This window comes from Halomonas sp. EF61, from assembly GCF_040147045.1.
Classification (GTDB): Bacteria; Pseudomonadota; Gammaproteobacteria; order Pseudomonadales; family Halomonadaceae; genus Halomonas; species Halomonas litopenaei.
Map to the genome: position 1 here is coordinate 1,266,543 of NZ_JAMSHM010000001.1, position 26,046 is coordinate 1,292,588.

Annotated in this window: 27 protein-coding genes; 10 read left to right on the plus strand and 17 right to left on the minus strand. The window is 63.2% G+C overall.

Annotation, left to right across the window (positions count from 1 at the left end; translation table 11 throughout):
- Window positions 1–20: 20 nt before the first annotated feature.
- The 16 genes from atpG to argC form a co-directional block, all read right to left on the minus strand.
- Window positions 21–902 carry a F0F1 ATP synthase subunit gamma gene (gene atpG, locus NFI08_RS05495; RefSeq protein WP_349587849.1) on the minus strand — a complete coding sequence of 294 codons (882 nt, stop codon included), beginning with the start codon at window positions 900–902 and terminating at the stop codon, window positions 21–23.
- 77 nt (window positions 903–979) lie between these two features.
- Complete coding sequence (atpA, locus tag NFI08_RS05500; RefSeq protein WP_045992709.1) at window positions 980–2,524, minus strand: F0F1 ATP synthase subunit alpha; 1,545 nt, start codon at window positions 2,522–2,524, stop codon at window positions 980–982.
- 16 nt (window positions 2,525–2,540) lie between these two features.
- Window positions 2,541–3,080, minus strand: a complete 540-nt coding sequence (locus NFI08_RS05505; protein ID WP_045992710.1) for a F0F1 ATP synthase subunit delta — start codon at window positions 3,078–3,080, stop codon at window positions 2,541–2,543.
- 11 nt (window positions 3,081–3,091) lie between these two features.
- Window positions 3,092–3,562 (minus strand): F0F1 ATP synthase subunit B, encoded by a 471-nt coding sequence (locus NFI08_RS05510; RefSeq protein ID WP_045992711.1) that lies wholly within the window; start codon window positions 3,560–3,562, stop codon window positions 3,092–3,094.
- Window positions 3,563–3,628: 66 nt separating this feature from the next.
- Complete coding sequence (gene atpE, locus NFI08_RS05515) at window positions 3,629–3,877, minus strand: F0F1 ATP synthase subunit C (protein WP_045992712.1); 249 nt, start codon at window positions 3,875–3,877, stop codon at window positions 3,629–3,631.
- Window positions 3,878–3,956: 79 nt separating this feature from the next.
- Window positions 3,957–4,820 (minus strand): F0F1 ATP synthase subunit A, encoded by an 864-nt coding sequence (gene atpB, locus NFI08_RS05520; RefSeq protein ID WP_045992713.1) that lies wholly within the window; start codon window positions 4,818–4,820, stop codon window positions 3,957–3,959.
- Window positions 4,821–4,833: 13 nt separating this feature from the next.
- Window positions 4,834–5,193, minus strand: coding sequence for an ATP synthase subunit I (locus tag NFI08_RS05525; protein ID WP_231498561.1), 360 nt, complete (start codon window positions 5,191–5,193; stop codon window positions 4,834–4,836).
- 278 nt (window positions 5,194–5,471) lie between these two features.
- Window positions 5,472–6,395 (minus strand): ParB/RepB/Spo0J family partition protein, encoded by a 924-nt coding sequence (locus NFI08_RS05530; RefSeq protein ID WP_045992715.1) that lies wholly within the window; start codon window positions 6,393–6,395, stop codon window positions 5,472–5,474.
- A gap of 66 nt (window positions 6,396–6,461) precedes the next feature.
- The gene (locus tag NFI08_RS05535; RefSeq protein ID WP_045992716.1) at window positions 6,462–7,232 is read right to left on the minus strand and encodes a ParA family protein; all 771 of its coding nucleotides are present in this window, start codon (window positions 7,230–7,232) and stop codon (window positions 6,462–6,464) included.
- Window positions 7,233–7,306: 74 nt separating this feature from the next.
- Window positions 7,307–7,963: a 16S rRNA (guanine(527)-N(7))-methyltransferase RsmG gene (gene rsmG, locus NFI08_RS05540; RefSeq protein WP_260425357.1), complete on the minus strand. Its 657-nt coding sequence runs from the start codon at window positions 7,961–7,963 to the stop codon at window positions 7,307–7,309.
- A gap of 8 nt (window positions 7,964–7,971) precedes the next feature.
- Entirely contained in the window at window positions 7,972–9,867 is a 1,896-nt protein-coding gene (gene mnmG / locus NFI08_RS05545) for a tRNA uridine-5-carboxymethylaminomethyl(34) synthesis enzyme MnmG (RefSeq protein ID WP_349587856.1), read from the minus strand.
- A gap of 540 nt (window positions 9,868–10,407) precedes the next feature.
- On the minus strand, window positions 10,408–11,178 hold the full coding sequence (locus tag NFI08_RS05550; protein WP_045992719.1) for an amino acid ABC transporter ATP-binding protein: 771 nt from the start codon (window positions 11,176–11,178) through the stop codon (window positions 10,408–10,410).
- A 28-nt stretch (window positions 11,179–11,206) separates the two neighbouring features.
- Window positions 11,207–11,878, minus strand: coding sequence for an amino acid ABC transporter permease (locus tag NFI08_RS05555; protein WP_045992720.1), 672 nt, complete (start codon window positions 11,876–11,878; stop codon window positions 11,207–11,209).
- Window positions 11,879–12,042: 164 nt separating this feature from the next.
- Window positions 12,043–12,798, minus strand: coding sequence for a transporter substrate-binding domain-containing protein (locus NFI08_RS05560; protein ID WP_045992721.1), 756 nt, complete (start codon window positions 12,796–12,798; stop codon window positions 12,043–12,045).
- A 221-nt stretch (window positions 12,799–13,019) separates the two neighbouring features.
- Window positions 13,020–13,373, minus strand: coding sequence for an iron-sulfur cluster insertion protein ErpA (erpA, locus tag NFI08_RS05565; protein WP_045992722.1), 354 nt, complete (start codon window positions 13,371–13,373; stop codon window positions 13,020–13,022).
- A 169-nt stretch (window positions 13,374–13,542) separates the two neighbouring features.
- Complete coding sequence (argC, locus tag NFI08_RS05570; RefSeq protein WP_045992723.1) at window positions 13,543–14,577, minus strand: N-acetyl-gamma-glutamyl-phosphate reductase; 1,035 nt, start codon at window positions 14,575–14,577, stop codon at window positions 13,543–13,545.
- A 263-nt stretch (window positions 14,578–14,840) separates the two neighbouring features.
- Here argC and NFI08_RS05575 point away from each other — a divergent pair, with 263 nt between their 5' ends.
- The 5 genes from NFI08_RS05575 to NFI08_RS05595 all read left to right on the plus strand — a co-directional run bounded on the left by NFI08_RS05575 (window position 14,841) and on the right by NFI08_RS05595 (window position 20,809).
- The gene (locus NFI08_RS05575; protein ID WP_349587863.1) at window positions 14,841–16,799 is read left to right on the plus strand and encodes a chloride channel protein; all 1,959 of its coding nucleotides are present in this window, start codon (window positions 14,841–14,843) and stop codon (window positions 16,797–16,799) included.
- Between the two features lie 9 nt (window positions 16,800–16,808).
- Window positions 16,809–17,240: a protoporphyrinogen oxidase HemJ gene (gene hemJ / locus NFI08_RS05580; RefSeq protein ID WP_045992725.1), complete on the plus strand. Its 432-nt coding sequence runs from the start codon at window positions 16,809–16,811 to the stop codon at window positions 17,238–17,240.
- Between the two features lie 35 nt (window positions 17,241–17,275).
- Entirely contained in the window at window positions 17,276–18,088 is an 813-nt protein-coding gene (gene thiD, locus NFI08_RS05585) for a bifunctional hydroxymethylpyrimidine kinase/phosphomethylpyrimidine kinase (RefSeq protein WP_108449583.1), read from the plus strand.
- 174 nt (window positions 18,089–18,262) lie between these two features.
- Entirely contained in the window at window positions 18,263–19,555 is a 1,293-nt protein-coding gene (hemL, locus tag NFI08_RS05590; protein WP_045992727.1) for a glutamate-1-semialdehyde 2,1-aminomutase, read from the plus strand.
- Between the two features lie 12 nt (window positions 19,556–19,567).
- Window positions 19,568–20,809 carry a P-loop nucleotide/nucleoside kinase family protein gene (locus NFI08_RS05595; protein ID WP_045992728.1) on the plus strand — a complete coding sequence of 414 codons (1,242 nt, stop codon included), beginning with the start codon at window positions 19,568–19,570 and terminating at the stop codon, window positions 20,807–20,809.
- Between the two features lie 160 nt (window positions 20,810–20,969).
- Here the strand turns inward: NFI08_RS05595 and NFI08_RS05600 are convergent, their stop codons facing one another.
- Window positions 20,970–21,641, minus strand: a complete 672-nt coding sequence (locus NFI08_RS05600; protein ID WP_045992729.1) for a LuxR C-terminal-related transcriptional regulator — start codon at window positions 21,639–21,641, stop codon at window positions 20,970–20,972.
- A 328-nt stretch (window positions 21,642–21,969) separates the two neighbouring features.
- On the opposite strand from NFI08_RS05600, the gene rdgB reads away from it, so the two are divergent.
- The 5 genes from rdgB (at window position 21,970) to NFI08_RS05625 (ending at window position 26,011) form a co-directional block, all read left to right on the plus strand.
- Window positions 21,970–22,581 carry an RdgB/HAM1 family non-canonical purine NTP pyrophosphatase gene (gene rdgB, locus NFI08_RS05605; protein WP_045992730.1) on the plus strand — a complete coding sequence of 204 codons (612 nt, stop codon included), beginning with the start codon at window positions 21,970–21,972 and terminating at the stop codon, window positions 22,579–22,581.
- The gene (gene hemW / locus NFI08_RS05610) at window positions 22,581–23,750 is read left to right on the plus strand and encodes a radical SAM family heme chaperone HemW (RefSeq protein ID WP_222516264.1); all 1,170 of its coding nucleotides are present in this window, start codon (window positions 22,581–22,583) and stop codon (window positions 23,748–23,750) included. Before rdgB ends, hemW begins: the two co-directional genes overlap by 1 nt.
- A gap of 38 nt (window positions 23,751–23,788) precedes the next feature.
- A complete protein-coding gene (locus NFI08_RS05615; RefSeq protein ID WP_222516263.1) occupies window positions 23,789–24,463 on the plus strand; it encodes a YiaD family glycine zipper/OmpA-like lipoprotein in 675 nt (224 codons plus the stop codon).
- 23 nt (window positions 24,464–24,486) lie between these two features.
- The gene (locus tag NFI08_RS05620) at window positions 24,487–24,669 is read left to right on the plus strand and encodes an OmpA family protein (RefSeq protein WP_502881031.1); all 183 of its coding nucleotides are present in this window, start codon (window positions 24,487–24,489) and stop codon (window positions 24,667–24,669) included.
- Window positions 24,670–25,135: 466 nt separating this feature from the next.
- Entirely contained in the window at window positions 25,136–26,011 is an 876-nt protein-coding gene (locus NFI08_RS05625) for a 23S rRNA (adenine(2030)-N(6))-methyltransferase RlmJ (protein ID WP_349587870.1), read from the plus strand.
- The last annotated feature ends 35 nt before the right edge of the window (window positions 26,012–26,046 follow it).

Sequence of the window (26,046 nt, forward strand, 5' to 3'; positions counted from 1 at the left end):
GCAAATGAAACCTGCATGCCTTAAACAGCGGCGGCACCGCCAACGATCTCGGAGATTTCCTGGGTAATGGCCGCCTGACGGGCCTTGTTGTACACCAGCTCCAGATCGTCGATCAGATTGCCCGCGTTGTCGGTCGCGCTCTTCATGGCAACCATGCGTGCCGCCTGCTCGCACGCTGTGTTCTCGACCACCGCCTGATACACCTGCGCTTCAACGTAGCGCACGAGCAGGCTGTCGAGCAGCGCCTTGGCATCCGGCTCATACAGGTAGTCCCAGCTGCTGGGACGCTTGTTCTCGTCGTCTTCCTCGACCTGGGCGGTGTCCTCGGTCAGCGGTAGCAGCTGACGGACGACCGGCTTCTGGGTCATGGTATTGACGAATTCGTTGTGCACCACGTAAAGACGATCCAGCTTGCCTTCATCGTAGGCATCCAGCATCACCTTCACGCTGCCGATCAGATCATCAAGACTCGGCGTTTCCCCCAGGCCACTCTTGGCGGCGACCAGGCTTCCCCCATACTTGCGGAAGAAGCTGCTGGCCTTGCTGCCGAGGGCACAGAAGTCGAGCTCGGCGCCCTTCTCGTGCCACGCCTGAGCGTCCTTGACCGTCGCCTTGAACAGGTTGACGTTCAAGCCGCCACAGAGACCACGATCGCTGGAGACGACGATGTAACCGACGCGCTTGGCCTCACGCTCTTCCATCCACGGATGCTTGTATTCCGGGTTGGCCTGGGCGAGATGACCCACCACGTGACGGATCTGTTCGGCGTAAGGCTTGCTCGCCGACATCCGTTCCTGGGTCTTGCGCATCTTCGACGCCGCCACCATCTGCATCGCATTGGTGATCTTCTGCGTGTTCTTGATGCTCGCAATCTGCGTGCGAATCTCTTTTCCGACTGCCATGGCGATCTACCCTTGTTCGGTGACCCTCAGAATCCTGTTCGACCACCTGGCCCGCCTTGCGGCGGGCCAGTGGACGTTTACCAGCTCTGAGAGGACTTGAACTTCTCGAGACCCTGCTTCAGGCCGTCCTTGATCTCGTCGTTGTAGTCGCCAGACTCGTTGATCTTGTCGAGCAACTCGCCGTGCTCGGACTTCATGTACTCGTGGAGTGCATGTTCGAAGTCCAGCACCTTGTTGACGTCGACGTCGTCCAGGAAGCCTTCGTTGGCGGCAAACAGGGAGATCGCCATCTCGGCAACCGACATCGGCGAGTACTGCTTCTGCTTCATCAGCTCGGTGACGCGCTGACCGTGCTCGAGCTGCTTGCGGGTGGCTTCGTCCAGGTCGGAGGCGAACTGGGAGAAGGCCGCGAGCTCGCGGTACTGGGCCAGAGCCAGACGCACGCTGCCGCCGAGCTTCTTGATGATCTTGGTCTGTGCCGAGCCACCCACACGAGACACCGACAGACCGGCGTTGATGGCCGGGCGGATGCCTGAGTTGAACAGGTCGGTCTCGAGGAAGATCTGACCGTCGGTGATCGAGATCACGTTGGTCGGAACGAAGGCAGACACGTCGCCGGCCTGGGTCTCGATGATCGGCAGTGCGGTCAGCGAGCCGGTCTTGCCCTTCACTTCACCGTTGGTGAACTTCTCGACGTAGTCGGCGTTGACACGCGCGGCACGCTCGAGCAGACGGGAGTGGAGGTAGAAGACGTCGCCAGGGAAGGCTTCACGGCCCGGCGGACGACGCAGCAGCAGGGACACCTGGCGGTAGGCCACGGCCTGCTTGGACAGATCGTCATAGACGATCAGCGCGTCTTCACCGCGGTCGCGGAAGTACTCGCCCATGGTGCAGCCGGAGTAGGCGGCGAGGAACTGCATCGGGGCCGGATCGGCGGCGCCGGCGGCGACCACGATGGTGTGCTCCATGGCGCCGTGCTCTTCGAGCTTGCGCACCACGTTGGCGATGGTCGACTGCTTCTGACCGATGGCCACGTAGACACAGGTGACGCCGGTGCCCTTCTGGTTGATGATCGCGTCGATGGCGATCGCCGACTTACCGATCTGACGGTCGCCGATGATCAGCTCACGCTGACCGCGGCCGATCGGCACCATGGCATCGATGGACTTGAAACCGGTCTGGATCGGCTCGTCGACGGACTGACGAGTGATGACGCCAGGTGCGACCTTCTCGACCGCGTCGGTTTCCTTGGTGCCCAGGTCGCCCTTGCCGTCGATGGGGTTACCGAGGGCGTCGACCACACGGCCGCGCAGTTCGGGACCCACCGGCACCTCGAGGATGCGACCGGTACACTGGGCAGTCATGCCCTCTTCCAGCTGCAGGTAATCACCCAGAACCACGGCACCGACGTTGTCGCGCTCGAGGTTCAGGGTCATCCCGAAGATGCCGCCGGGGAATTCGATCATCTCACCGAACATTGCGTCGGCGAGGCCGTGAATCTGCACGATACCGTCAGATACGCTGACGATCGTGCCCTGATTACGGGCTTCGGATGCGACGTCAAGCTTCTCGATACGCTGCTTGATGATGTCGCTGATCTCGGAAGGATTCAGTTGCTGCATGCCATGTCCCTCAGACTCAGGCGGAAAGGGCTTCCTGGAGGCGGTTCAATCGACCACGTACCGAACCGTCGATGACGGTGTCGCCGGCACGCAGGATCACGCCGCCCAGGAGCGTCTTGTCCACCTGAGTGGTAATGGAGATTTCGCGGTTCAGACGCTTGGCCAGTGCACTCGCGAGCGATTGTTCCTGGGCTTCGGCCAGCGGGAAGGCAGAAACGATTTCCACCTCTACCCGCTTTTCCTGCTGGGCCTTGAGCACCTCGAACTGCTCGGCGATGGCGCCGAGCGCCGCCAGGCGACCCTTCTGGCCGACCAGGCGAACGAAGTTCTTGAGGTCGTCATTGACGGCGTCACCACAGACGTCGACGACAACATCAGCCTTCTGTGCGCTGGACAGCTTGGGATTGCCGAGCACCCGGGCGCGCATGTCGTCGTCGCCGACGACCTGCGCGACCCTGGCCAGCATGCCGGACCATTCGTCGAGCGCGTCCTTGGCCACGGCGTGCTCAAAGGCAGCCTTGGCGTACGGGCGAGCGATAGTTGACGTTTCCGCCATGGGGCACCTCCTCAGAGCTCTTTGGCGAGTTTGTCGACGATGGCAGCGTGCTGCTTCTCGTCGATGGAGGACTCCAGGATTCGCTCAGCGCCCAGGACCGCCAGACGGGACACCTGTGCGCGCAGGTCTTCCTTCGCGCGTGCCACTTCCTGCTCGATCTCGGACTTGGCCTTGGCAATCATGCGCTCGCCTTCAAGGCGGGCGTCTTCGCGTGCCTGCTCGAGCTTCTGGTTGGCCTGTTTCTGGGCCTGTTCCAGGATCTCGGCCGCCTCTTGCTTGCTCTTGCGCAGGGTCTCGTCGGCCTCTTTCTCGGCCACCTCGAGATCACGCGCCGCACGGCTGGCAGCATCCAGACCATCGGCGATCTTCTTCTGGCGTTCCTGCAGAGCTTGCATGACCGGCGGCCATATAAACTTCATGCAGAACCAGACGAAGAACGCAAAGGCGATAGCCTGGCCGACTAGGGTAAGGTTCAGGTTCACGCCAGCACCTCTCGCGTTACGGGTTTGGGGTTAACGGATCGACGGCTCGGGACGAGCGGTCGGACATTAACCGACAAACGGGTTAGCGAAGGTGAAGAACAGCGCGATACCAACACCGATCATGGTCACGGCGTCCAGCAGGCCGGCGACGATGAACATCTTGACCTGCAGCATCGGAACCATTTCCGGCTGACGTGCAGCGCCTTCCAGGAACTTGCCGCCGAGGATACCGAAGCCGATGGCGGTGCCGAGTGCACCCAGGCCGATCAGCAGGGACACGGCGATGGCGGTCATACCCAGAACTTGTGCTTCCATGGTGGTCTCTCCAGTTTTTAGTTGAAACTAAGGTTTATCAGTGGGTTAGGGTTAAGGGTTTAGGGTTGAAGCGAAACCGTCAGTGCTTCTCCACCGCCATGCTCATGTAGACGATGGTCAGCATCATGAAGATGAAGGCCTGCAGGGTGATGACCAGGATATGGAACACCGCCCAGGTGAAGTGCAGCGGCAGCTGCCACAGGCCGATCATCGCGATCAGGATGAAGATCAGCTCACCGGCGTAGAGGTTGCCGAACAGTCGCAGGGCCAGGGAGATCGGCTTGGCGATCAGGGTCACGGTCTCGAGCAGGAAGTTGACCGGGATGAACAGCGCCTGGACCAGCTTGTTGGGTGAGTTGAACGGGTGCAGGGTCAGCTCACCAATGAAGCCGGAGAAGCCCTTGGCACGAATGGTGTAGAAGATGATCAGGCCGAACACGGACAGCGCCATGCCGAGGGTGGCATTGACGTCGGTGGTCGGTACCACCTTGAAGTAGACGTGGGCCGGGTCCGCGCCGAACAGGGCGCCGATCTTGGCCGCCAGCAGCGGCAGGAAGTCCACCGGCACCAGGTCCATCAGGTTCATCAGGAAGACCCAGCAGAATATGGTCAGCGCCAGCGGCGCGATCAGCTTGCTCTTGCCGTGGAAGGTGTCCTTGACCGAGTTGTCGACGAACTCGACCATCAGCTCGACAAAGTTCTGCAGCGCACCAGGCACGCCGGTGGTAGCGGTGTTGGCCGCCTTCTTGAACAGCCACAGGAAGATCAGACCGAGACCGACGGACCAGCCGAGGGTATCGAGGTGAACGGCCCAGAAGCCCATGTCGGAAGCTTCCTGGGCGGAATGGGCGATCGACCAGCCATTGTCCGGGTGCAGCCCGAAGGTCAGGTTCTGCAGGTGGTGCTGGATATATTCCGTCGGAGTCGGATTCGTGCCTGCCATGTCTGCCTCGTTGTCAGGTGTGCGACGGTCGTTTCACCAGCCAGGGCCCCAGCCAATGAACGAACAGCGTCACCACATAAGCGCCAAAGAAAAAAGTCGGGTTTGAGGGAGGCACTGCGATGAACACCAGGGTGAACAGCGCCGCCGTCAAACCGAACTTGCCGGCTTCCGCACGATAGAAATTGTTGACGATGGCCTTGGAGTAGCGCGCGCCCTGCGCCCGGAACACACACCAGGCAAAGAACACATTGGGCAAAAAGGCCACCAGCCCGCCCAGGGCCGCCGAGGAAGCGCCGGAGATACCGTCGATGCCAGCCGCCGCGACGCTGGTCAGCGCCAGCACAGCGAGCTGTGCCATCAGCAGGCGCTGCACCTGGGGTCGTTGGATCCTGGCCGCCAAGTGTCTCTCCCGACGCGCCTCTTGGCGCGAACTCGTCATCCATCGTGACCGCCGGCGACAGACCACCGGCAGACTCCGGCGCGATTATAGGGAAGCCCCCTAACGGCTTCAACCAAAGACGTGACGATTTGTCGTCACTTCGCGCTGGCTTACGACCAAATGCGGAGAAAAGGCCGCTAAAGTGATTAGCGACCTAAGTGGTTTACTGCGCTGATACGCGCAACCCGGTCGCTGTCTCTGGTCGTCGCCACTCAGCGGATGTGGCCCAGGATGCCGTCGAGCTCATCGAGGCTCGAGTACTGGATGGTGACCTTGCCCTTGCCAGCCTTGCCGTGGCTGATCTTGACCGGGGCGCCGAGCAGATCTGCCAGACGGGTCTCCAGCCGGGCCACGTCCTGATTCGGCGCAGTCTTGGCGGCCTTTGGCTTGCCATTGGCCAGTTGCTTGACCAGCGCCTCGGTGGCGCGCACGGTCAGGTCCTTGTTGACCACCTCGTGGGCCGCCTTGCGCTGCTTGGCCGCCGGCAGGGTCAACAGGGCGCGGGCATGGCCCATGTCCAGGTCACCGCGTTCGAGCAGCGTCTGCACCTCGGGGTCCAGCGCCAGCAGGCGCAGCAGGTTGGTCACCTGGGTACGCGAACGGCCCACGGCGTCGGCGACCTGCTGCTGGGTCAGTTCGAATTCGTCGAGCAGACGCTTGAGCGCCAGCGCTTCCTCCACCGGGTTGAGGTTCTCGCGCTGGATGTTCTCGATCAGTGCCAGCGCCAGGGCCACCTCGTCGGTCACCTCGCGGATCACCGCCGGGATGACGTCCAGTTCGGCCAGCTGGGAGGCCCGCCAGCGGCGTTCACCGGCGATGATTTCATAGCGGTCGGGACCGATCGGACGCACCACGATGGGCTGCATCACGCCCTGGGCGCGGATCGAGTCGGCCAGCTCCTCCAGCGCCTCGGGCTGGATATCGCGCCTTGGCTGGTAGCGTCCACGGCTGAGCTGGCCCAGCGGCAGGCGCTCCAGACGTTCCTCCGGCGCGGGAGGCGGCACCACCGTGGCGTCTTCGTCTCCGTCGGTCGTCAGCTCGGCATCCACCTCGGGCAGATCGAGGCTCTCGCGGCGGCGGGCACCTGCCCCGATCAACGCATCCAGTCCTCGTCCCAGGGCGCGTTTGCGCGTCATCGATTCATCCTCATCACAGCACGCTCAAAAATTCGACACTGCTGGCCCTTGCCACCCTGGCCGGGGCTACAGCGACAGCCGACGAATCAGTTCCTTGGCCAGCACCCGGTGGGCCTGGCTGCCCCGCGAGAAGCGTGCGTACTTGGTCACCGGCAGGCCGTGACTCGGCGCCTCGGCAACCCGCACGTTGCGTGGAATGGTGGTCTTGAGCAGGGCATCGCCGAAGTAGTCCCGCAGCTGCTTGCTGACGTCCCGGGTCAGGCTGTTGCGGGCGTCGAACATGGTGCGCAGGATCCCGAAGATCTCGAGGCCCGGATTCACGCTGTCCTTGATCTGCTCGACGGTGTCGAGCAGCGCCGACAGGCCTTCCAGGGCATAGAACTCGCACTGCAGCGGTATCAGTACCCCATCGGCGGCGGTCAGCGCATTGACGGTGAGCATGTTCAGCGACGGTGGGCAGTCGATCATCACCACGTCGTACTCGCCGGCGACTTCGTCCAGCGCCTTGGCCAGCGCCCGCTCGCGGCCTTCACCACGATCGAGCAGCTCGACCTCGGCGGCGGTCAGGTCGCCATTGCCCGGCAGCAAGGCGTAGCCCGCCTCGGGGCAGTCGAGGATGACCTCCACCGGGCGCTTGTCGCCCAGGATGACGTCGAGCACGCTGCCCTCGAGGCTGTGCTTGTCGACACCACTGCCCATGGTGGCGTGGCCCTGGGGATCGAGATCGACCAGCAGTACGCGGCGATCCAGCGACGCCAGACTGGCGGCCAGGTTGACGGCAGAGGTGGTCTTGCCGACCCCACCCTTCTGGTTGGTCAAGGCGATGATTTTGGTCACGACGTCATCCTTGCGTGGAAATTCTCGGGTGGCTGGTGGCGGCAAAATCGTGAAACCGAACCCCAAGCCCGAGCCTAGCGGCCCCCGGCCTCGGGTTCCAGCATAACCAGTTCTCGACCCGCTGACTCGTACGGCACCCTCAACGCATGGCGCGAGACACAGCGCACGTCGTCCTCCAGGCGTTCGAGCTCGCCGTCCACCGCCGGCCCTTTCATCGCCAGCCACTGGCCGTGGGGCGCCAGCAGCGGCCGGGTCAGCTCGACGAAGTCCTCGAGGCTGGCAAAGGCCCGCGAGATCAGTTGATCGAACCCGCCGTCGGCCGGGGTATAGGCTTCCACTCGCGCCTGGATCGGGGTCACCCGGGCAAGCCCAAGTTCCATCACCGCCTGACGCTGAAAGCGTACCTTCTTGCCGTTGCTGTCGAGCAGACTGACGTCGAGCTCGGGGTTGAGGATCGCCAGCACCAGGCCGGGCAGGCCAGGCCCCGCGCCCACGTCGAGCACCCGTGGGCCCTTGACCCAGGGCAGCACCGCGGCGCTGTCGAGCACGTGGCGAGAGACCATGTCCAGCGGATCGCGTACCGCCGTGAGGTTATAGGCCCGGTTCCACTTGTGCAACAGACCCACCAGGGCCAGAAGCTGGTCAAGCTGGGCGGCGGTGGCCGTGATCTCGAGGGCGGCAAGGCCCTCGCTCAAGCGCTCGTGCAGTCGCTGCTGCAGGGCCGGGGACATCGCCTGACTCATCCGCTGGCTACCTCGCGATCATCGAGCAACCGGCGTTTCTTGAGGTGAATCAGCAGGATCGATACTGCCGCCGGGGTCACCCCGCTGATCCGCCCGGCCTGGGCCAGGGTCTCCGGGCGCGCCTCGGCGAGCTTCTGGCGAATCTCGTGGGACAGCCCCTCGACTCGGCTGTAGTCGAGATCGGTCGGCAGGGCCATGGACTCGTGACGCTTGAGCTTGTCGATCTCGTCCTGCTGACGATCGATGTAGCCCTGGTACTTGGCCTGGATCTGGACCTGTTCGGCGACCGTCTCGTCGCTCACCGGCTCACCCTTGGCCGCAGCCACGTCGGCATAGCCGAGTTCCGGGCGCTTGAGCAGGTCCATCAGGCTGTACTCGCGGGCCAGAGGCTTGCCGGTGATTTGCTCGATGGTGGCGGCGGCATCGGTCCCGGGCTGCACCCAGGTCGCCTTGAGCCGGGCGCTCTCGCGCTCCACCGCTTCACGCTTGTCGCTGAACCGTGCCCAGCGCTCATCGTCCACCAGCCCCAGTGCGCGACCGTGTTCGGTCAGGCGCATGTCGGCGTTGTCCTCACGCAGCAACAGCCGGTACTCGGCGCGGGAGGTGAACATCCGGTAGGGCTCCTTGGTGCCCAGGGTGATCAGGTCATCCACCAGCACCCCGAGGTAGGCCTCGTCGCGGCGCGGACACCAGGCGTCGAGCGCCTTGGCGCGACGCGCGGCGTTGAGCCCGGCGAGCAGGCCCTGGGCCCCCGCTTCCTCGTAGCCGGTGGTGCCGTTGATCTGGCCGGCGAAAAACAGGTTGTGGATAAATTTGGTTTCCAGCGAGTGCTTCAGGTCCCGCGGATCGAAGAAGTCGTACTCGATGGCGTAGCCCGGACGGGTGATATGGGCCCGCTCGAGACCTTCGATGGAGCGCACCACCTTGAGCTGCACGTCGAAGGGCAAGGAGGTCGAAATACCATTTGGGTATAGCTCATGGGTATCCAGACCCTCCGGCTCGACGAACACCTGGTGGCTGGTCTTGTCGGCGAAGCGGTGGACCTTGTCTTCGATGGACGGGCAGTAGCGCGGCCCGACCCCTTCGATCACCCCGGAGAACATCGGCGAGCGATCGAGATTGTCGAAGATGATCTCGTGGGTGCGCTCGTTGGTATGGGCGATGTGGCAGCTGACCTGACGCGGATGCATGTCCCGTGATCCCAGGTAGGACATCACCGGAGTCGGACTGTCGCCCGGCTGTTCCTCGAGGCGCGAGAAGTCGACGCTCTTGGCATCGATGCGCGGCGGGGTGCCGGTCTTCAGGCGATCGACCCGAAACGGCAAGGCGCGCAGACGCTCGGCCAGGGCGTTGGAGGGCGGATCCCCGGCACGACCACCACGGCTGTTGTCCAGCCCGATGTGGATCACCCCGCCGAGGAAGGTGCCGGTGCACAGCACCACGGTTTCGGCCAGGAATCGCAGTCCGGTCTCGGTGACCACGCCGCGCACGGTGTCCTGGTCGACAATCAGGTCGCCGGCGGCCTGCTGGAACAGCGTCAGGTTCGACTGGTTTTCCAGCATGCCACGAATCGCGGCCTTGTAGCGCACACGATCGGCCTGGGCACGGGTCGCCCGTACCGCGGGGCCCTTGCGGGCGTTGAGCACGCGAAACTGGATCCCGCCCAGGTCCGTCGCCAATCCCATGGCGCCGCCGAGGGCGTCGATTTCCTTGACCAGATGACTCTTGCCGATCCCGCCGATGGCGGGATTGCAGGACATCTGGCCCAGGGTCTCGATGTTGTGGGTCAACAGCAGGGTCTGGCAACCCATGCGGGCAGAGGCCAGGGCAGCTTCCGTTCCAGCATGGCCACCGCCGATGACGATGACGTCAAAGCGGTCGGGATACTCCAAGGTTCACCTCGTTCGGCGCAGCGCGCCAGCGGTCTGGATATTGGGTTCGTACGAAAAATAGCCCGCCAGTATAAACCCTCCTGTGGGTAAACGTCAGGGTTTTCCACACCCCGTCTGTCAGGCAGGAGCTTCACTTACCTACCTATAAAAAAATAAAAGAATAAGAAAGGAAGTTCTGTAGTGGTTGTAACTACTGGTGTGGACACTTTCTGTGGAAAAACCATTTAAACCTACAAAAAACAAATATATACAATGTTGATCCTTTGTTGGACAAGGGACGTACCAGCGTTTGATGGCGTGTTATCTGCCTGTGGACACAATCACGACTTGCCCACAGGCCTCGGCTTCCACCAGTTATCCACCGAGCTCGGGGGCGGTTGTCACCGCGACGGTGAACAACTCGCCGACTTGCCCACAGCCCCCGTGGCAGTGGGCTTTGCAGCCAAATGTGAAAAATCTTGTCCACAGCCCCAAAAAGCCAAAAAAACGCCCTGTCGATGACTCGACAGGGCGTTTGAGAGGCTCGAACGGGCGGTTTTTTCAGTGCTTGAGCACCCGCGCCAGGAAGCTCTGGGTACGTTCATTCTGCGGATTGTCGAAGACTTCTTCGGGCTTGCCCTGCTCGACGATCTCACCCTTGTGGATGTAGATCACGCGGTCGGCGACCTCCCGGGCGAAGCCCATCTCGTGGGTCACGATCATCATCGTCATGCCTTCTCTGGCGAGCTCACGCATGGCGTCGAGCACCTCACCGATCATCTCCGGGTCCAGCGCCGAGGTGGGCTCGTCGAACAGCATCAGACGGGGCTCCATGGCCAGTGCGCGGGCCAGCGCCACGCGCTGCTGCTGACCGCCGGAGAGCTGGGTCGGGTACTTGTCGGCCTGGTCCTTGATGCCTACCCGATCGAGCAGCCGTTCCGCGGTGGCCTCGGCCTTGTCACGGCTTTCGCCGCGCACCTTCATCGGGGCCAGGGTGACGTTGTCACGCACGCTGAGGTGAGGGAACAGGTTGAACTGCTGGAACACCATGCCGACCTCGGTGCGGATGGTCTGCAGCGCCTGGCTGGCCTTGCCGTCGGGCTTGAGGTCGTTGCCGTCGACCCTGAGGGCGCCCTGCTGGAATTCTTCCAGGCCATTGACGCAGCGGATCAGGGTCGACTTGCCGGAGCCACTGGCGCCGATGACGACCACCACTTCGCCCTGGGCCACCTCAAGGTCGATGTTCTTGAGCACGTGCAGCGAACCGAAGTGCTTGTTGAGTTTGTCGATACGGACGATGGGCTCGCCCTGGGCGTGAGAGGCTGGGTTCATGTCGGAATTTTCCATGGGATGTTGCACCTCACTGGCCCACCAGGCCCTTGCGCTCGAGCATGCGCAGGGCGAAGGACAAGGAAAGGGTGATGGCAAGATAGAGCAGCGCCACCATCAGATAGACCTCTAGGGCGGTGAAGGTGGTGGCGATGTAGATCTGGCCCTGGCGCACCAGCTCGCCCACGCCGATGACGGCGAACAGCGAGGTGTCCTTGATGCTGATAATGGCCTGGTTGCCCAGCGCCGGGATCATGCGGCGGAAGGACTGGGGCCAGATGATGTAGCGGAAGGTCTGGCGGCGGGACAGGCCCAGCGACAGGCCGGCCTCGCGCTGGCCGCGCTCGATGGACTGCACACCACCGCGAACGATCTCCGAGATGTAGGCGCCGGAGTTGACGGCGATGGCAGCGATACCTGCGGTGACCGCATCGATGGGGCCACCAAGGATGCTCGGCAGGCCATAGAAGATGAACAGCACCTGTACCAGTACCGGGGTGCCGCGGAAGATTTCGATGTAGGCCACGGCGGGAACACGCAGCCAGGCGCTCGGGGAAATGCGCAACAGGCCGAAGATGATGCCGATGACAAAGCCGATGGCCAGACCGCCGAAGGAAATCAGCAGGGTATAGGGGATGCCGGTCAGCAGCTGGGGGATGGAGGACAGCGCCGCCGACCAGTCGAATTGGAAGTTGACGTCCACGAGTGGGTCTCCGTCATGCACGTGAAATCAGGACAAGGCGAAAGGCCTTGATGCCGGGGTCGAGACAGTGCCTCGGGGTGACGTCCGGGTAACACCAAGGGGGCCGGTCGTGTACCGGCCCCCATGAATCCCAGGTCGGTTGCCCAGGTCGCTATGGACTGCGATCACTCGCTGGTGGAACCAAACCACTTGGCGTGGATCTCGTCGTAGGTGCCGTCTTCCTTCATCGCCGCCAGGGCCTCGTTGACCGGCTCTACCCACTCGCTGCCCTTGACGAAGACGATGCCGTACTGCTGGCCTTCGTACAGCGGACCAACGACCTTGACCTTGCCTTCGCCACGGGTCTGGGAGAAGTAGCCGACGTTGGGGGCGTCGTAGAAGGCGGCATCGACGCTGCCGCCGAGCAGGGCCATGTACATGTCGCTGGTGCCCGGATAGGGGGTGATCTCGGCGTCCTCGCCCAGGTTTTCCTGGAGGAAGTCATAGCTGGTGGAGCCGATCTTGGTGCCGATACGCATACCGGACAGGTCATCGATCTCGCTGACGCCTTCTTCGTCGGCGTTGACCAGGATCTTCAGACCGCTGTCGTAGTAGGGGTCGGAGAAGTCGACGATCTCGGCACGTTCGTCGGTGATGGTGATACCGGCGATGGCGATGTCGACGTTACCGGTCTGGACGGCGGGAATGATGCCGTTGAAGTCCATGGTGCGCAGTTCGTATTCGAAACCGGCACGCTCGGCCAGCTCGGCAATGATGTCCATGTCGAAGCCGACCATTTCGCCGGATTCCTGGTCCATCATCTCGAACGGCACGAAGCTCGGGTCGGTGGCCACGTTCAGGGTCTCGGCCTGAGCGCTGCCGATGACACCGAAGGTGAGCAGGGCGGAGGTAAGAGCGGCAGAAGTAAGGGCGGTTTTCATGATTTTCCCCAGTTGACGTTATTGTGAAATCCTCAACTACCATGGCGAGTTGCGGGGAAGGGGTCAAGTTGGGGGAGAATCCGCTGGGCCAACGCTGGCGGCGCCACAACACAATGCAAGACGCAGCCGGGAGGCTGCGTCGAGGGTGGCATCAAGGGCTGTATCAAGCGCTATCTGGAAAGGCGTGTTGCTGTCGCGTCGGCTGACGCGCAGCAAGGTCGCTACACCATAAAGGAGGCGCCGCAACCACAGGTGGTGGTGGCGTTGGGGTTCTGCACCAGAAAGCGTGCGCCGGCCAGGCCTTCCTCATAGTCGATGGTGGAGCCGACCAGGTACTGGTAGGACAGCGGGTCGACCACCAGCGAGACATCGCCGAAGGAAATCTCGGTGTCGTCGTCGTTGACGCCGTCGGCCACGTCGAAGCCGTACTGAAATCCCGAGCAGCCGCCTCCCGTGACATAGACGCGCAGGGCGATGTTGCTGGCGCCGTCTTCGGCCATCAGTGCCTTGAGTCGGCGCTGGGCGTTGTCGGACAGCAGTAGCGGGGTGGGGACAAAGGATTCGGCACCGCTCATGAGAGCTCCCGGGGTCGAGAAACAGGGTCAAAGCGGTCGATGTCGCCGATCAGCCGACGTCGACCGCATCGGTCATTATCCCCAAGCCAGAGTAAAAGGGTCAACTTTTCCTCGGAGGTAAAGCGCCTGGTACGTCGACATCCCCCCGCAGCAAGCGGGGGGATAGACCTCAGGGCATCATCGCCGGGGCGTCGAGACCAGCGGTCTCGTCGAAGTCGAACATCAGATTGAGGGCGTGGATGGCCTGGCCGGAGGCACCCTTGACCAGGTTGTCGATGACGGCCAGCACCACCACGGTGTCGCTGTTGCCGGGGCGATGTACGGCGATGCGGCAAAGGTTGGCGCCCTTGACGCTACGGGTCTCGGGGTGGCTGCCGGCGGGCATCACGTCGACGAAGGGCTCGTTGGCGAAGCGGTCTTCGAACAGACGCTGGAGATCACCGGGGTCGCCGGTCAGGCGCCCGTACAGAGTGGCATGGATGCCGCGGATCATCGGCGTCAGGTGGGGCACGAAGGTTAGCCCGACCTCACCCCCGGCGGCGTCGCCGAGCCCCTGGCGAATTTCCGGCAGATGACGATGGCCGGAGGCGCCGTAGGCCTTCATCGATTCACTGGCCTCGGCGAGCAGCGAGGGCACCTTGGCGCCACGGCCGGCACCGGTGACGCCGGACTTGCAGTCGGCGATCAGGTGGTCGGCGTCGATCAGCCCGGCTTCCAGCAGCGGCAGAAAGCCAAGCTGCACCGCGGTGGGATAGCAGCCGGGGACGGCGATCAGGCGGGCCTGGCGAATCTGATCGCGGCTGACCTCGGGCAGGCCGTAGACGGCTTCCTCGAGCAGACCCGGGGCGCCGTGAGGCTGGCCGTACCAGTCGGCCCAGACGCCGGCGTCGCGCAGGCGGAAATCGGCTGACAGATCGATCACCCGGGTGCCTCGCTCCAGCAGGTCGCCGGCCAGCGCGTGGGCGACGCCGTGGGGCGTGGCGAAGAACACCGCATCGCAGCGCGCCAGGCGCTCCGGGTCAGGCTCGGAAAAGCGCAGCTCGTCGTAGTGACCTCGCAGGTTGGGATAGAGTTCGGCCACGCCGAGGCCGGCTTCGCTTCGTGAGGTGATCGCGTCCACCTCCACCTCGGGGTGGCGCGCCAGCAGCCTGAGCAGTTCGACGCCGGTGTAACCGGTGCCGCCGACGATTCCAACCTTGATCACGTAACGCTCCTTTGCACTTTGCTGTTTCAGCGCATTGCCATGGAAATGTGGCCGCCCGCAAGGCGAGCCGAATGGCCTGGCCACAGGCCTGCCTGGAGATTCTCGGGCCAGGCGATGGGGGTTCCGAGAGACGACGATGACGGCGGCCTGGGTGCCAAGTCACGTTCTATGATACACAAGAGATAGTCACCTAAGGTAAGCCTGCCTTTCATCTTGCGTCAGGGACTCGACCCTTCGCTCTCAAGGAAGCGACCCACACCTCCATGCGCCTGCCCGATCTCAGTCTTGATGCCTTCCGTCGCCAGCTGGCGAGCGTCGACGCCTTGCCGCAACTGTGCGTGCTGGGGGTGGTGACGGGGCTGATCACCGGCAGTCTGATGGTGGTCTTCCGGCTGGCGTTGATGGTCGGCGCCATGCTGGTGATGCCCTACGACGATCCCGAAGCCTTCGAGCAGTTGTCTACCGGCCTGCGCATGGTGCTGCCGATCATCGCGGTGACGGTGATTGGTGTGCTGCTATGGCGTCAGCCACTGGCTGCCCGCAAGATCGGCGTCAGCCATGTGATCGAACGCCTGACCTATCACCAGGGCCGCTTTCCGCTGCGCAACTGGTTGAACCAGTGGTGGGTGGGGGTGGTGTCGGTGGTCGGGGGGCTATCTGCCGGGCGCGAAGGCCCGGCGATCCACCTGGGCGCCGCCGCCTCCAGTGGCCTCGGCCAACTGCTGCGCCTGCCCCACAACAGCCTGCGGGTGCTGGTGGCCTGCGGCACCGCGGCAGGTATCGCCGCCTCCTTCAATACGCCCATCGCCGGGGTCATCTTCGCCATGGAGGTGGTGATGATGGAATACACCATCGTTGGCTTCATGCCGGTCATCCTGGCGGCCTGCATGGGAGCCCTGGTCTCCCAGCTGGTCTATGGCGCCGACCCTGCCTTCGCGGTTCCCGATCTGTCCATGGGCTCGCTGTTCAATATCTACTGGATCGCCGCCATGGCCTTCGGTATCGGTCTGCTGGCGGGTCTGTTCATCCATGTCTCGCGCTCGGAGCGCATCGCCAGCCTGCCGCTGTGGTGGCGCCTGGCACTGGTCGGTGCCCTGGCGGCGCTGCTGGCCTGGTGCTACCCCCAGGTCCAGGGCATCGGCTACGACAGCCTGTCCGATGCGCTGTTCAATCGTTTGACGCTGGATATTCTGATGGCGCTGGTGCTGGGCAAGCTGCTGCTGACTGCCTTCGCGGTAGGCTGCGGGGTGCCGGTGAGCATCATCGGCCCGGTGCTGGTGGTCGGCGCGGCCGCCGGGGCGCTGTTCGGCATTGCCGGGGGCTGGATGTGGCCGGACAAGGCCGCAGACCCTGGGCTATTCGCGATGATCGGCATGGCGGCGATGATGGGGGCGGTGCTGCAGGCGCCGCTGGCGGCGCTGATGGCCCTGCTCGAACTGACCCATATGCCCCATATTCTGTTGCCGGGCATGCTGGCGGTGGTGGTGTCCTGCCTGACCGCGCGCCAGCTGTGTCGCTGTGACGGCTTCTTTATCAGCGTCAAACGCCATGGTCTGCACCCCCTCCAGCAACCGTTGATGCAGGCGTTGTCGCGGGTGTCGGTGCCGGCGGTGATGGAGCGCAGCCTGGTGCGCACCAGGCGACGGATCTCGGAGACCCAGGCTCGGGCATTGCTCGAGGCCAAACCGGTGTGGATCATCATCGAACGTTCCACCGACGACAAGCCGACCCTGGCGCTGAAGGCGGCCGACCTGGCGCGTTATCTGCTCGAACAACAGGAGCATGAGCAGCAGGAACAGCGGGAGAAACAGGAACACAAGGCGGCGCAGGCGGCGCCGGAAGATCAACGCGAAGCCAGCGAAGACAATGCCGCCATGGACGTGTTGATGGACAAGGGGGGCGCCCCCGGTGGCCAGGCGGATGTCATCGCGGGCAAGAACGTCGATCGCTCGCCACCGCCGGTGTCACCAGCGGCGGCCAGCCCCGATGAAGACAAGGAGGCGTTGCTGGACCTGCTGGAAATCCCCGGCCAGCGACTGGACCTGGTGGCCATCCACTTGCAGGCGACCCTGACCGAGGCGCTGAACGTGCTGAACGAAAGCAAGGTGGATGGACTCTACGTGGAACACGGCTATCGACCGAAGCAGAAGCGAATTTCCGGTATCATCACTCGGGATGCCATTGAGCGGTACTACCGCCTGTCTGATCCATCCACAGCCTGAGGAGTCGCCATGTATCTGTGGATAAAAGCCTTTCACCTGATGTCGATCGTGACCTGGTTCGCCGCCATGTTCTATCTGCCACGGCTCTACGTGTACCACGCCATGGCCCGGGACAAGGGCGAGTACGCCAGCATGGATACCTTCATGGTGATGGAACGCAAGCTCTATCGCGGCATCATGACACCTTCGATGGTGGCGGTATTGCTGCTGGGGGCACTGCTGGTGTGGTTGAACCCGGCCCTGATGAGCCAGGGCTGGCTGCACGCCAAGCTGGCGCTGGTGGTGGCGCTGGTGGCCTATCACCATGTCTGCCTGATCTACCTGAAGCAGCTGGCCGAGGATCGTTGCCGTCGCAGTGCCACCTTCTTTCGTGTGTTCAATGAACTGCCGGTGCTGGCACTGGTGGCTATCGTGATTCTGGCCGTGGTGAAACCCTTTTGAATAGCCTGAGTCCTTCGACTTCGCCCCACCTGCCGATGGTGCTGGTGCTGGCCGGGCATGACCCGACCGGCGGTGCCGGCCTGGTGGCCGATGCCGAGAGCGTGGCCGCCTGCGGAGGCTGGGCGCTGACCGTGCCTACCGCACTGACGGTACAGGACCTCGTCGACGTCCAGGCGGTTCACCCGGTGCCGGCCTCGACCATTCGCCAGGCGGCCGCAGCGCTGGAGAGCCTGCCGATCGCGGCGATCAAGATCGGTTTGATCGCCGACCTCGAGGCGCTGGACGCGGTGGTCGATGTGGTGCGCCGCCGGCCCGGTGTGCCGGTGGTTGCCGATCCGGTGCTCAAGGCGGGGGGCGGATCACCGCTTGCGACCCAGGAGCTGATCGACGCCTACTTCGAGCGTCTGCTGCCGAGGGTCGATATCCTGACCCCCAATCGCGACGAACTGGCACGCCTGGCCGGGCTCGACTACCAGGATGATACCGAGCGCTGTGTCAGTCTGATGCACCAGGGCTGCCAGGCGGTGCTGGTGACCGGCACCGATGATCCCCAGGGCCAGACGGCCAAGGGGCGTGTCGCCCATACCCTGCATACTCCGGACAGCGATCGTCAGTGGACCTGGCCCCGCTTGCCGGCGACCTTCCATGGTTCCGGTTGTACCCTGGCCGCTGCCGTGGCTACGCGACTGGCGGCGGGAGAAAGTCTGGTGCAGGCTTGTGAGCAGGCTCAGGTGTTTGCCTGGCAGGCGCTGGCCCATGGCTGGACGCCCGGCCAGGGGCAGTCGTTGCCTCGCCGGCTGTGGAAAATGCCGACGCCGCGCTTTTCGCCGGACGAGGTCAAGGTATGATGGCGACACGGCAGTCGGCATGAGAGACCCCGATCAGCCCCTGTTGGAAGGTATTGGCGCCCAATTCACCGGGTTATCCCATGCCCTCCACAGGGTTATCCACAGGCGGTGTCGCGCTGAATCGATGTCTGTGGCATCGATGATTGAATTTCACTTTTGGGCAAAGAGGTTGCCATGACCACATCCGCTGAGCTCTTCGAACAGGCCTGTCGGCACATTCCCGGTGGCGTCAACTCACCGGTGCGCGCGTTCAAGGGGCTGCATCGTCCGCCGGTGTTCATGGAGAGCGCAAAGGGCGCCTACCTTTTCGATGTCGAAGGAAAGCGCTACGTCGACTACGTGGGCTCCTGGGGACCGATGATCACCGGCCATGCCGATCCCGACGTGCTGGGCGCGGTGCGCGAGCGCCTCGACAAGGGCCTGTCCTTCGGTACCCCGACCGCGGTCGAGACCACCATGGCGGAGCTGATCTGCGAGATCATCCCGAGCATCGAGATGGTGCGCATGACCAACTCGGGCACCGAGGCGACCATGTCGGCGATTCGCCTGGCCCGTGGTTTTACCGGGCGGGACAAGATCGTCAAGTTCGAGGGCAACTACCATGGCCACAGCGATTCGCTGCTGGTCAAGGCGGGGTCCGGCGCGCTGACTCACGGTGAGCCCAGTTCTCCCGGGGTGCCTGCCGCTCTGGCCGAACATACCATCACGCTGTCCTACAATGACATCGACGAGGTGGAGCGCTGTTTCGAGGAGATCGGCAGTCAGATCGCCTGCATCATCGTCGAGCCGGTGGCCGGCAACATGAACTGCATCCCGCCGAGCGCCGACTTCCTCAAGACCCTGCGCCAGGTCTGTGACCGCCACCAGAGCGTGCTGATCTTCGACGAGGTGATGACCGGTTTCCGTGTCGCCCTGGGGGGCGCCCAGGCGCACTTCGGCGTGACCCCGGATCTGACCTGTCTCGGCAAGATCGTCGGTGGCGGCATGCCGGTGGGTGCCTTCGGTGGCAGCCGCGAGATCATGAGCGAACTATCGCCGCTGGGGCCGGTGTACCAGGCCGGCACCCTGGCCGGTAATCCGCTGGCCATGGCGGCGGGGGTGGCACTGCTGACCAAGCTGAAAGAGCCGGGCTTTCACAAGGCCCTGGCGCAGCGTGTCGAGACCCTGTGCAACGGGCTTGAAAGCCGGGCACGCGAGGCTGGTATCGACATGATCACCCAGCGCGTGGGAGGGATGTTCGGGGTATTCTTCACCGCCCAGAGCAGCGTCGAGAACTTTGCCCAGGCCACCGCCTGTGACGCCGATGCCTTCCGCCGTTTCTTCACCGCCATGCTCGAGCAGGGAGTCTACCTGGCGCCGTCGGCCTACGAGGCTGGCTTCATGTCCAGTGCACACACGCCGGAGGATATCCAGGTGACCCTGGACGCTGCCGAGAAAGCCTTCGCCCAGATGACGACCCAGGCCTGACAGGAGCCGACCATGACTGGCAATGACGCCGCTTCGCCGGACACCGCGCTGGAGCCATTTACCCTGGAAGAACTGCTGGACGCGCTGGCCGAGTTTCACGCCGAGCCGTTGCCGCCGGAGAGCGATTTGCCGGAACCGCTGACGGTGCTCAAGCACCGCAGCGAGGCCGAGTTCTCGGCCTGTCGATCACTGCTGACCGGGGACGAGGACGTCGAGCGCCTGGACGCCCTCAAGGTGTGGCTGGATCAGGAATTCGATCGTCTCGCTCCGATCATCGAGGTGCGCAAGGATCGCCTGCGTCCCAGCCGTTGGTACATGGAGTACTCCGACGTACGTCTGTGTGACAACGGGCGTCTGGTGGTCGCCCAGAGTGCCGCCCAGGATCCCAAGCCCTTCGACTATCCCGAGATGGCAGATCCCGGCCATGACCTGGCGAGTCTCAGGGTGGAACTCGAACTGCGTGGCGAGATGACGCTCTCCCATCAGGCGCTGGATGGCTATCTACGTCGCAGTGGCGACTACGAGCTGGCACGGATCCTGTCACTGTTGCAGGTCATCGAGTCCATGGCGGGCATGCGCCGTGCGCTGCAGCGTCGCCAGGTGAGCGGCCAGGAGCGTCCGTCGCTGATGGCCGAGACCATGAACAGTTTCCGCCGCTACCTGACCCTGGCGGAGCGCCACGCGGAGTTCCGCTTTCCGCCGCTGGTGATCGGCGTCGGGGTGTCGGGCAGCGGCAAGAGCCGCTTCACCCGTACCCTGGTGGGACGCCAGGGTGCGGTGCGACTGAGCTCCGATGTTCAGCGACTGGTGCTGCATGGATTCAATCCACAACAGGGTAGTGACGATCTGCCTGTGGATATCTATACCCGCGAGGCCACCGACAAGACCTACCAGCGCCTGGCCGCCTGCGCCGGGATTCTGCTGGACGCCGGTTACATGGTCTGTGTCGACGGCACCTTCCTCGAGCGCAAGCAGCGCGAGCTGCTGCGCTGGCAGGCCGAGGCCAGGGGACTTCCGGTGCTGCTGGTAAGCTTCGAGGCCGACGACGAGACGCTAAGACGTCGCATCAGCAAACGCGCGGTGCGCAATGAGCGAGACGAATCGTTGAGCCTGGCGGTGCTGGCGGCACAGCAGGACGCCTTCGAAGACTTCACCGACGAGGAACGCCTGCACCTGGTGAGGCTGGACAGCACGGCCGACAATGCGGCGGAGACCTTGGCCAGCCTGATCGAAGAGCACATACGCGTGCTGTGAGAGACCAGCCAGGTATCTTTCTCCACCAACAAGGACGCCGGCGATGCCGGCGTCCTTGTTGGCTGCACCTGTGTTGTCGATGCAGTCGCTTCATTCCGTTGCTCGATCTCGGCCGAGAGGCGTCTGTGCCCCCGTAGGTCCGGGGCTCGGTCGTCGAGCCTTATCGTGTCGCAGTGGAGCGTCGAGGTGGCGGTGCGCCGAGATTCTGGCGTGCCCAGTTGACCGCCTGCAGGCGATTGCTGACGCGAATCTTCTTGAACACGTTGTACAGGTGAGACTTTACGGTGTGTTCGCTGACGCACAGGCGTTCGGCAATTTCCATGTTGGAGGCGCCGGAGCCCAGCAGTCCGATGATCTCCATCTCGCGCTGGGTCAGGCCACAGGCCGGTCGATAGGCATTGAGCTGCTGGCGGCGGGAAAACTCGATCAGGCGAGTCATCAGCGAGCGCGACATCCACAGATCGTCGGTCTCGAACAGCTTGGCGATGCCCTTGCAGATACTGTCGAGGCTGTCCTGACGATAGAAGACTCCTCGCAGATGCATGAAGGACAGCACCTCCAGCGCATGCTCTTCGTCACGCAGGTTGAAGGCGGTGAGTAACAGGCCGCTGTGGCGTGCACTGACGTCCTGCCAATGCTGCATGGCGGCGTCGTCGACGTGGTCGGCGTCCATCAATACCAGCACCTGCTGACTGTCATCGATCTCGATGGTGTCGGCGGGGGCGGCGATGGAGACAGGGCAGTGGAATTGGTCCTTGATATAGTTGATGAAGAGCAGTGACTGAGGGTTGTGGTCAGTCACCAGCACTATCTGTCCTGTGTTGTTGCTCATCGTCGTGTCTCCGTGCACCCGCAGACGCCTGCTGACAGGGATGGGTATGACTAGTAAGTGGTGACCATTATGGGCCTATTTCATTCATTTTGTAAGGTTCTGTAACTACTGCACAGTAAAGTTAGGCTTGATACACGGTTGTACCGAAAAATTTCATACCTTGGTCCTAGAAAATAGCGAATTTTCGGACAGTTTCCCGGTATTTTTTGAATCTTTTTTCCAACTTTGTGCTTAAACGGCATTCAAACCGCGCATGATAGAGTATAGGCAAACATGCCGGCATAGTGCCGACGTGTCTTCTATCGAACTACCCATCAAGAGCGACGCCATGAGTCAACTTACCGAACTGGTGCTGGCCAGTGGAAACGCCGGCAAGCTCAAGGAACTGGGCGCGCTGCTGGCGCCACTGGGCATCAAGGTTCACGCCCAGTCGGAGTTTGCCGTTCCCGAGGTCGAGGAAACGGGACTGACCTTTGTCGAAAATGCCCTGCTCAAGGCGAGGGAAGCCAGCCGTATCAGCGGCCTGCCGGCGCTGGCCGACGACTCCGGGCTCGCCGTGGATGCACTCGATGGTCGCCCCGGTATCTATTCCGCCCGCTTTGCCGGTGAACCCAAGGACGACGGTCGCAATAACGACAAGTTGCTCGAGGCCATGGCCGAGGTGCCCGAAGGGAGTCGTGGTGCCAGCTACTGGTGCGTGCTGGTGCTGCTCGAGCATCCCGAGGATCCAGTGCCACTGATTGTCCAGGCCGACTGGCGTGGCGAGATCCTGGCCCATCCGCGCGGTGAGGGCGGCTTTGGCTATGACCCACTGTTCTGGCTGCCGGATCAGGGCGCCAGCGCCGCTGAACTCGGCGCGGCGGAGAAGAACCGACTGAGTCATCGCGGTCGCGCCCTCTCGGCGCTGCTGCTCGAACTCGAGCGTCGGTCGAGTTCGTGATGGTGTCTCGTCTTCCGCCGCTGGCGCTGTATGTCCATGTGCCCTGGTGCGTGCGCAAGTGTCCCTACTGTGACTTCAATTCCCACGGTGTCGGGCGCGGCGCCGAACTCCCCGAAGAGGCCTATCTGGCGGCGTTGATCGACGACCTGCGCAGCGATGCCAGGCTTGCCGACGGACGCGAGCTGGTCAGCATCTTCATCGGCGGCGGCACGCCGAGTCTGATGTCTGGAGATTTCTATCGCCGATTGCTGGATACGGCGAGCCAGCTGGTGCCTTTCGCCTCGGATATCGAAATTACGCTGGAAGCCAACCCGGGAACGCTGGAGCGTGGCCGCTTTGCCGACTATCGCCGTGCCGGCATAAACCGGCTGTCGCTTGGCGTGCAGAGTTTTCACGACGCACAGCTCTCGGCGCTGGGTCGTATCCATGGCGGCGAGGACGCCGAGCGCGCCTTCGATGAGGCTCGCCGAGCCGGATTCGACAATCTCAATCTGGACTTGATGCATGGCTTGCCGGGGCAGACCCCGGAGCTCGCGCTTGCCGACCTGGAGCGGGCCATCACGCTGGCGCCGGAACACCTGTCCTGGTATCAGCTGACGCTGGAGCCCAATACCGAGTTTCATGCCAAGCCACCGCGGCTACCGGAAGAAGAGGTGCTGTGGGATATCCAGGACCTGGGCCACGAGCGTCTCGAGGCGGCAGGGTTTCAACGCTATGAGATCTCGGCCTACTCGAAGCCCGGGCGTCGGGCGCGTCACAACCTCAACTACTGGCGCTTCGGCGACTATCTGGGGATCGGCGCCGGTGCCCACGGCAAGATCAGCCAGCCGGGCGAGTCGGGCTTCCACATCGAGCGTCGCTGGAAGACTCGCCAGCCCGAGGCTTACCTGCGGCGACATCAGGACCCACGGGGTTTCGTGGCCGGTCACCGGCGGGTGAAGCCCGACGAGGTGGCGCTGGAATTCGCGATGAACGCACTGAGACTGGTCGACGGGGTATCGCTGGATACCTGGTGTGCACACACAGGACGCTCTGTGGCAGAGTTGTCGCCAAAGATCGACAAGGCGCGTGAAAAGGGACTTATTGTGCAAGACGCCGCCAGGGTTCAAGCTTCTGCGCAAGGTCTATTATTCTTGAACGACCTTTTGACCCTGTTCAGCGAAGACTGAAAGGGATGATGTACCACATGGAAGGAGACGTTGACGCCATGAGCAGCAAGACTCGACTGATCGCCCCGCTGGCAGCCGCCGTGATTCTGGCTGGCTGCTCCACAACGGATCCTTACACTGGCCAGACCGATCGCAACAACACCGGCATTGGCGCCGCTGTGGGTGCCGCCGTCGGTGCCGCAGCCGGCGCCATCAGTGGCGACGGCAGTACCAGCAAGCGTGACCGTGCCTTGATTGGTGCCGCCGCGGGTGCCGCCGTGGGCGGTGGCATCGGTGTCTATATGGATCGCCAGGAAGAGCAACTGCGTCAGAGCATGCAGGGCACCGGAATCGGCGTGGAGCGCCAGGGTGACAACATCGTGCTCAATATGCCGAGCAGCGTGACCTTCGGCTTCGATTCCTCTGATCTGACCGGTGGTGCCACCAGTGCCCTCAACGACGTGGCCAACGTACTGACCCAGTATCCGGAAACCCGCGTCAATATCGCCGGCCACACCGACTCTACCGGCGACGCCAGCTACAACCAGCGTCTGTCCGAGCGTCGTGCTCAGTCGGTGGGCAGCTACCTCCAGGGGCAGGGTGTGGCCTCCGGACGTCTGTACGTGAGCGGCTACGGTGAAAACCAACCGATCGCTAGCAACAACACCGAAGAAGGTCGTGCCCAGAACCGTCGCGTCGAGATTACCCTGACGCCGACCGGCCAGCAGGGGTAAGGCGACTCGGCTGCCTGACCTGTATGAGGGAGGCCTGCCCCTCGGCGGGCTTCTCTATTCTCCAGGGGCAGGGTGTTGCCTCCGGTCGTCTGTACGTGAGCGGCTACGGTGAAAACCAGCCGATCGCCAGCAACAACACCGAAGAAGGTCGTGCCCAGAACCGTCGCGTCGAGATTACCCTGACGCCGACCGGTCAGCAGGGGTAAGGCGACTCGGCCGCCTGACCTGTATGAGGGAGGCCCGCCACCTCGGTGGGTTTCTCTCGCTTGCGTCGATAGCCCGTAGCTGAAGTCGCGACGTTGCAGCGACTGCAACGGCAAGGCCCGCACCTCTCGACAGAGGTGCGGGCCTTTTCGATTCCTGCCTATCTCTTCGTTCCCGCCCGGTCTCTCCAGGACCCTCTAGATCTCTCCAGGGCTCGCCAGATTTCTCCTGGCCTGGCCTTGTTTCGCCCAAGCCCTGCTGCTGCCCCAACCTTGGTCACAGCGAAAATTGGCGACGGCTCCATGATGTTCAACGGCTCGGGTTCGTTGGGGGTAAAGCGTACCTACTCGGTTAAAGCCTAATGTCTGTCATGAGTCCATACGTCTGCACGCAGACCCCTACTTGCTGTTATCGTAACGCCATCGACTCGGCGAACGATTTTCGCCCCACGACCAGGTCCTATCATCCATGCTTTCCTATCAGCACGCCTATCATGCCGGCAATTTCGCCGACGTTCATAAACACTTGTGGCTTTACGCCACGATCGATCATCTGTTACGTAAAAATAGCGCTATTACGTTTATAGATACTCACGCCGGGCGAGGAAGCTATCCGTTGGCGGCTGAAGAAACCGCGCGGCTCAAGGAGTACCAGACGGGCGTCAAGCGCTTGTGGGACAGCCGCACCGAGACGGGCAAGGCGGGCGCGCAGAATCCACTGCTGACGACCTGGCTTGAGGCGATCGACTCCGTTCAGCCGCGCCCACAGCAATTGACCCACTACCCGGGCTCGCCCTGGTGGCTGGGTCATCGGCTGCGTGATCAGGACCGATTGACCCTGTTCGAGTTGCACCCGGGTGAGCACGGTCACCTGGCCCGGCAGTCACTGGCAGGCGAAGGGCAGCAGGCGAATATTCGACGCGTGCATGGCGACGGCCTGGCCGGGCTCAGGTCACTGCTTCCGGTAAAGACACCGCGGCTGTGCGTGCTGGTCGACCCGAGTTTTGAGCGCAAGTCGGAGTACCAGGAGGTCGCCGAGACCATGATTCATGCCCTCGGCAAGGTCCGCCACGCGGTGCTGCTGTTGTGGTATCCACTGCTGCCCGCCGGGCGCCACCAGGAGCTGTTGGACAGGCTGCGAGCCAGCGGCGTGCGCAAGCTATGGCGCAGCGAGGTGATCCTGCACCCCCCGGGTGGGGCGAGCCACGGTATGTACGGCAGCGGGATGCTAGTGGCCAACCCGCCCTGGGGTGTCAGCGACAGCATGCAGGCCGCCATCGCTGACTGGCTACCGCTGCTCGGTGACGCAGCGCGCCACGAGCAGCGCTGGTGGGTCGAGGAGTAGCGCCTGGTCGTTGGTCATCTGGCCAGACGCCAATC

Coding starts and splice junctions, on each gene's coding strand:
- NFI08_RS05530 (WP_045992715.1), bottom strand. CDS start 6,395: ATGACGCGCAAACGCGCCCTGGGACGAGGACTGGATGCGTTGATCGGG.
- NFI08_RS05625 (WP_349587870.1), top strand. CDS start 25,136: ATGCTTTCCTATCAGCACGCCTATCATGCCGGCAATTTCGCCGACGTT.
- NFI08_RS05550 (WP_045992719.1), bottom strand. CDS start 11,178: ATGAACCCAGCCTCTCACGCCCAGGGCGAGCCCATCGTCCGTATCGAC.
- hemJ (WP_045992725.1), top strand. CDS start 16,809: ATGTATCTGTGGATAAAAGCCTTTCACCTGATGTCGATCGTGACCTGG.
- NFI08_RS05615 (WP_222516263.1), top strand. CDS start 23,789: ATGAGCAGCAAGACTCGACTGATCGCCCCGCTGGCAGCCGCCGTGATT.
- atpA (WP_045992709.1), bottom strand. CDS start 2,524: ATGCAGCAACTGAATCCTTCCGAGATCAGCGACATCATCAAGCAGCGT.
- rdgB (WP_045992730.1), top strand. CDS start 21,970: ATGAGTCAACTTACCGAACTGGTGCTGGCCAGTGGAAACGCCGGCAAG.
- NFI08_RS05505 (WP_045992710.1), bottom strand. CDS start 3,080: ATGGCGGAAACGTCAACTATCGCTCGCCCGTACGCCAAGGCTGCCTTT.
- rsmG (WP_260425357.1), bottom strand. CDS start 7,963: ATGTCCCCGGCCCTGCAGCAGCGACTGCACGAGCGCTTGAGCGAGGGC.
- atpE (WP_045992712.1), bottom strand. CDS start 3,877: ATGGAAGCACAAGTTCTGGGTATGACCGCCATCGCCGTGTCCCTGCTG.
- NFI08_RS05595 (WP_045992728.1), top strand. CDS start 19,568: ATGACTGGCAATGACGCCGCTTCGCCGGACACCGCGCTGGAGCCATTT.
- erpA (WP_045992722.1), bottom strand. CDS start 13,373: ATGAGCGGTGCCGAATCCTTTGTCCCCACCCCGCTACTGCTGTCCGAC.
- NFI08_RS05600 (WP_045992729.1), bottom strand. CDS start 21,641: ATGAGCAACAACACAGGACAGATAGTGCTGGTGACTGACCACAACCCT.
- NFI08_RS05620 (WP_502881031.1), top strand. CDS start 24,487: ATGAGGGAGGCCTGCCCCTCGGCGGGCTTCTCTATTCTCCAGGGGCAG.
- atpG (WP_349587849.1), bottom strand. CDS start 902: ATGGCAGTCGGAAAAGAGATTCGCACGCAGATTGCGAGCATCAAGAAC.
- hemW (WP_222516264.1), top strand. CDS start 22,581: ATGGTGTCTCGTCTTCCGCCGCTGGCGCTGTATGTCCATGTGCCCTGG.
- hemL (WP_045992727.1), top strand. CDS start 18,263: ATGACCACATCCGCTGAGCTCTTCGAACAGGCCTGTCGGCACATTCCC.
- thiD (WP_108449583.1), top strand. CDS start 17,276: ATGGTGCTGGTGCTGGCCGGGCATGACCCGACCGGCGGTGCCGGCCTG.
- NFI08_RS05560 (WP_045992721.1), bottom strand. CDS start 12,798: ATGAAAACCGCCCTTACTTCTGCCGCTCTTACCTCCGCCCTGCTCACC.
- NFI08_RS05575 (WP_349587863.1), top strand. CDS start 14,841: ATGCGCCTGCCCGATCTCAGTCTTGATGCCTTCCGTCGCCAGCTGGCG.
- atpB (WP_045992713.1), bottom strand. CDS start 4,820: ATGGCAGGCACGAATCCGACTCCGACGGAATATATCCAGCACCACCTG.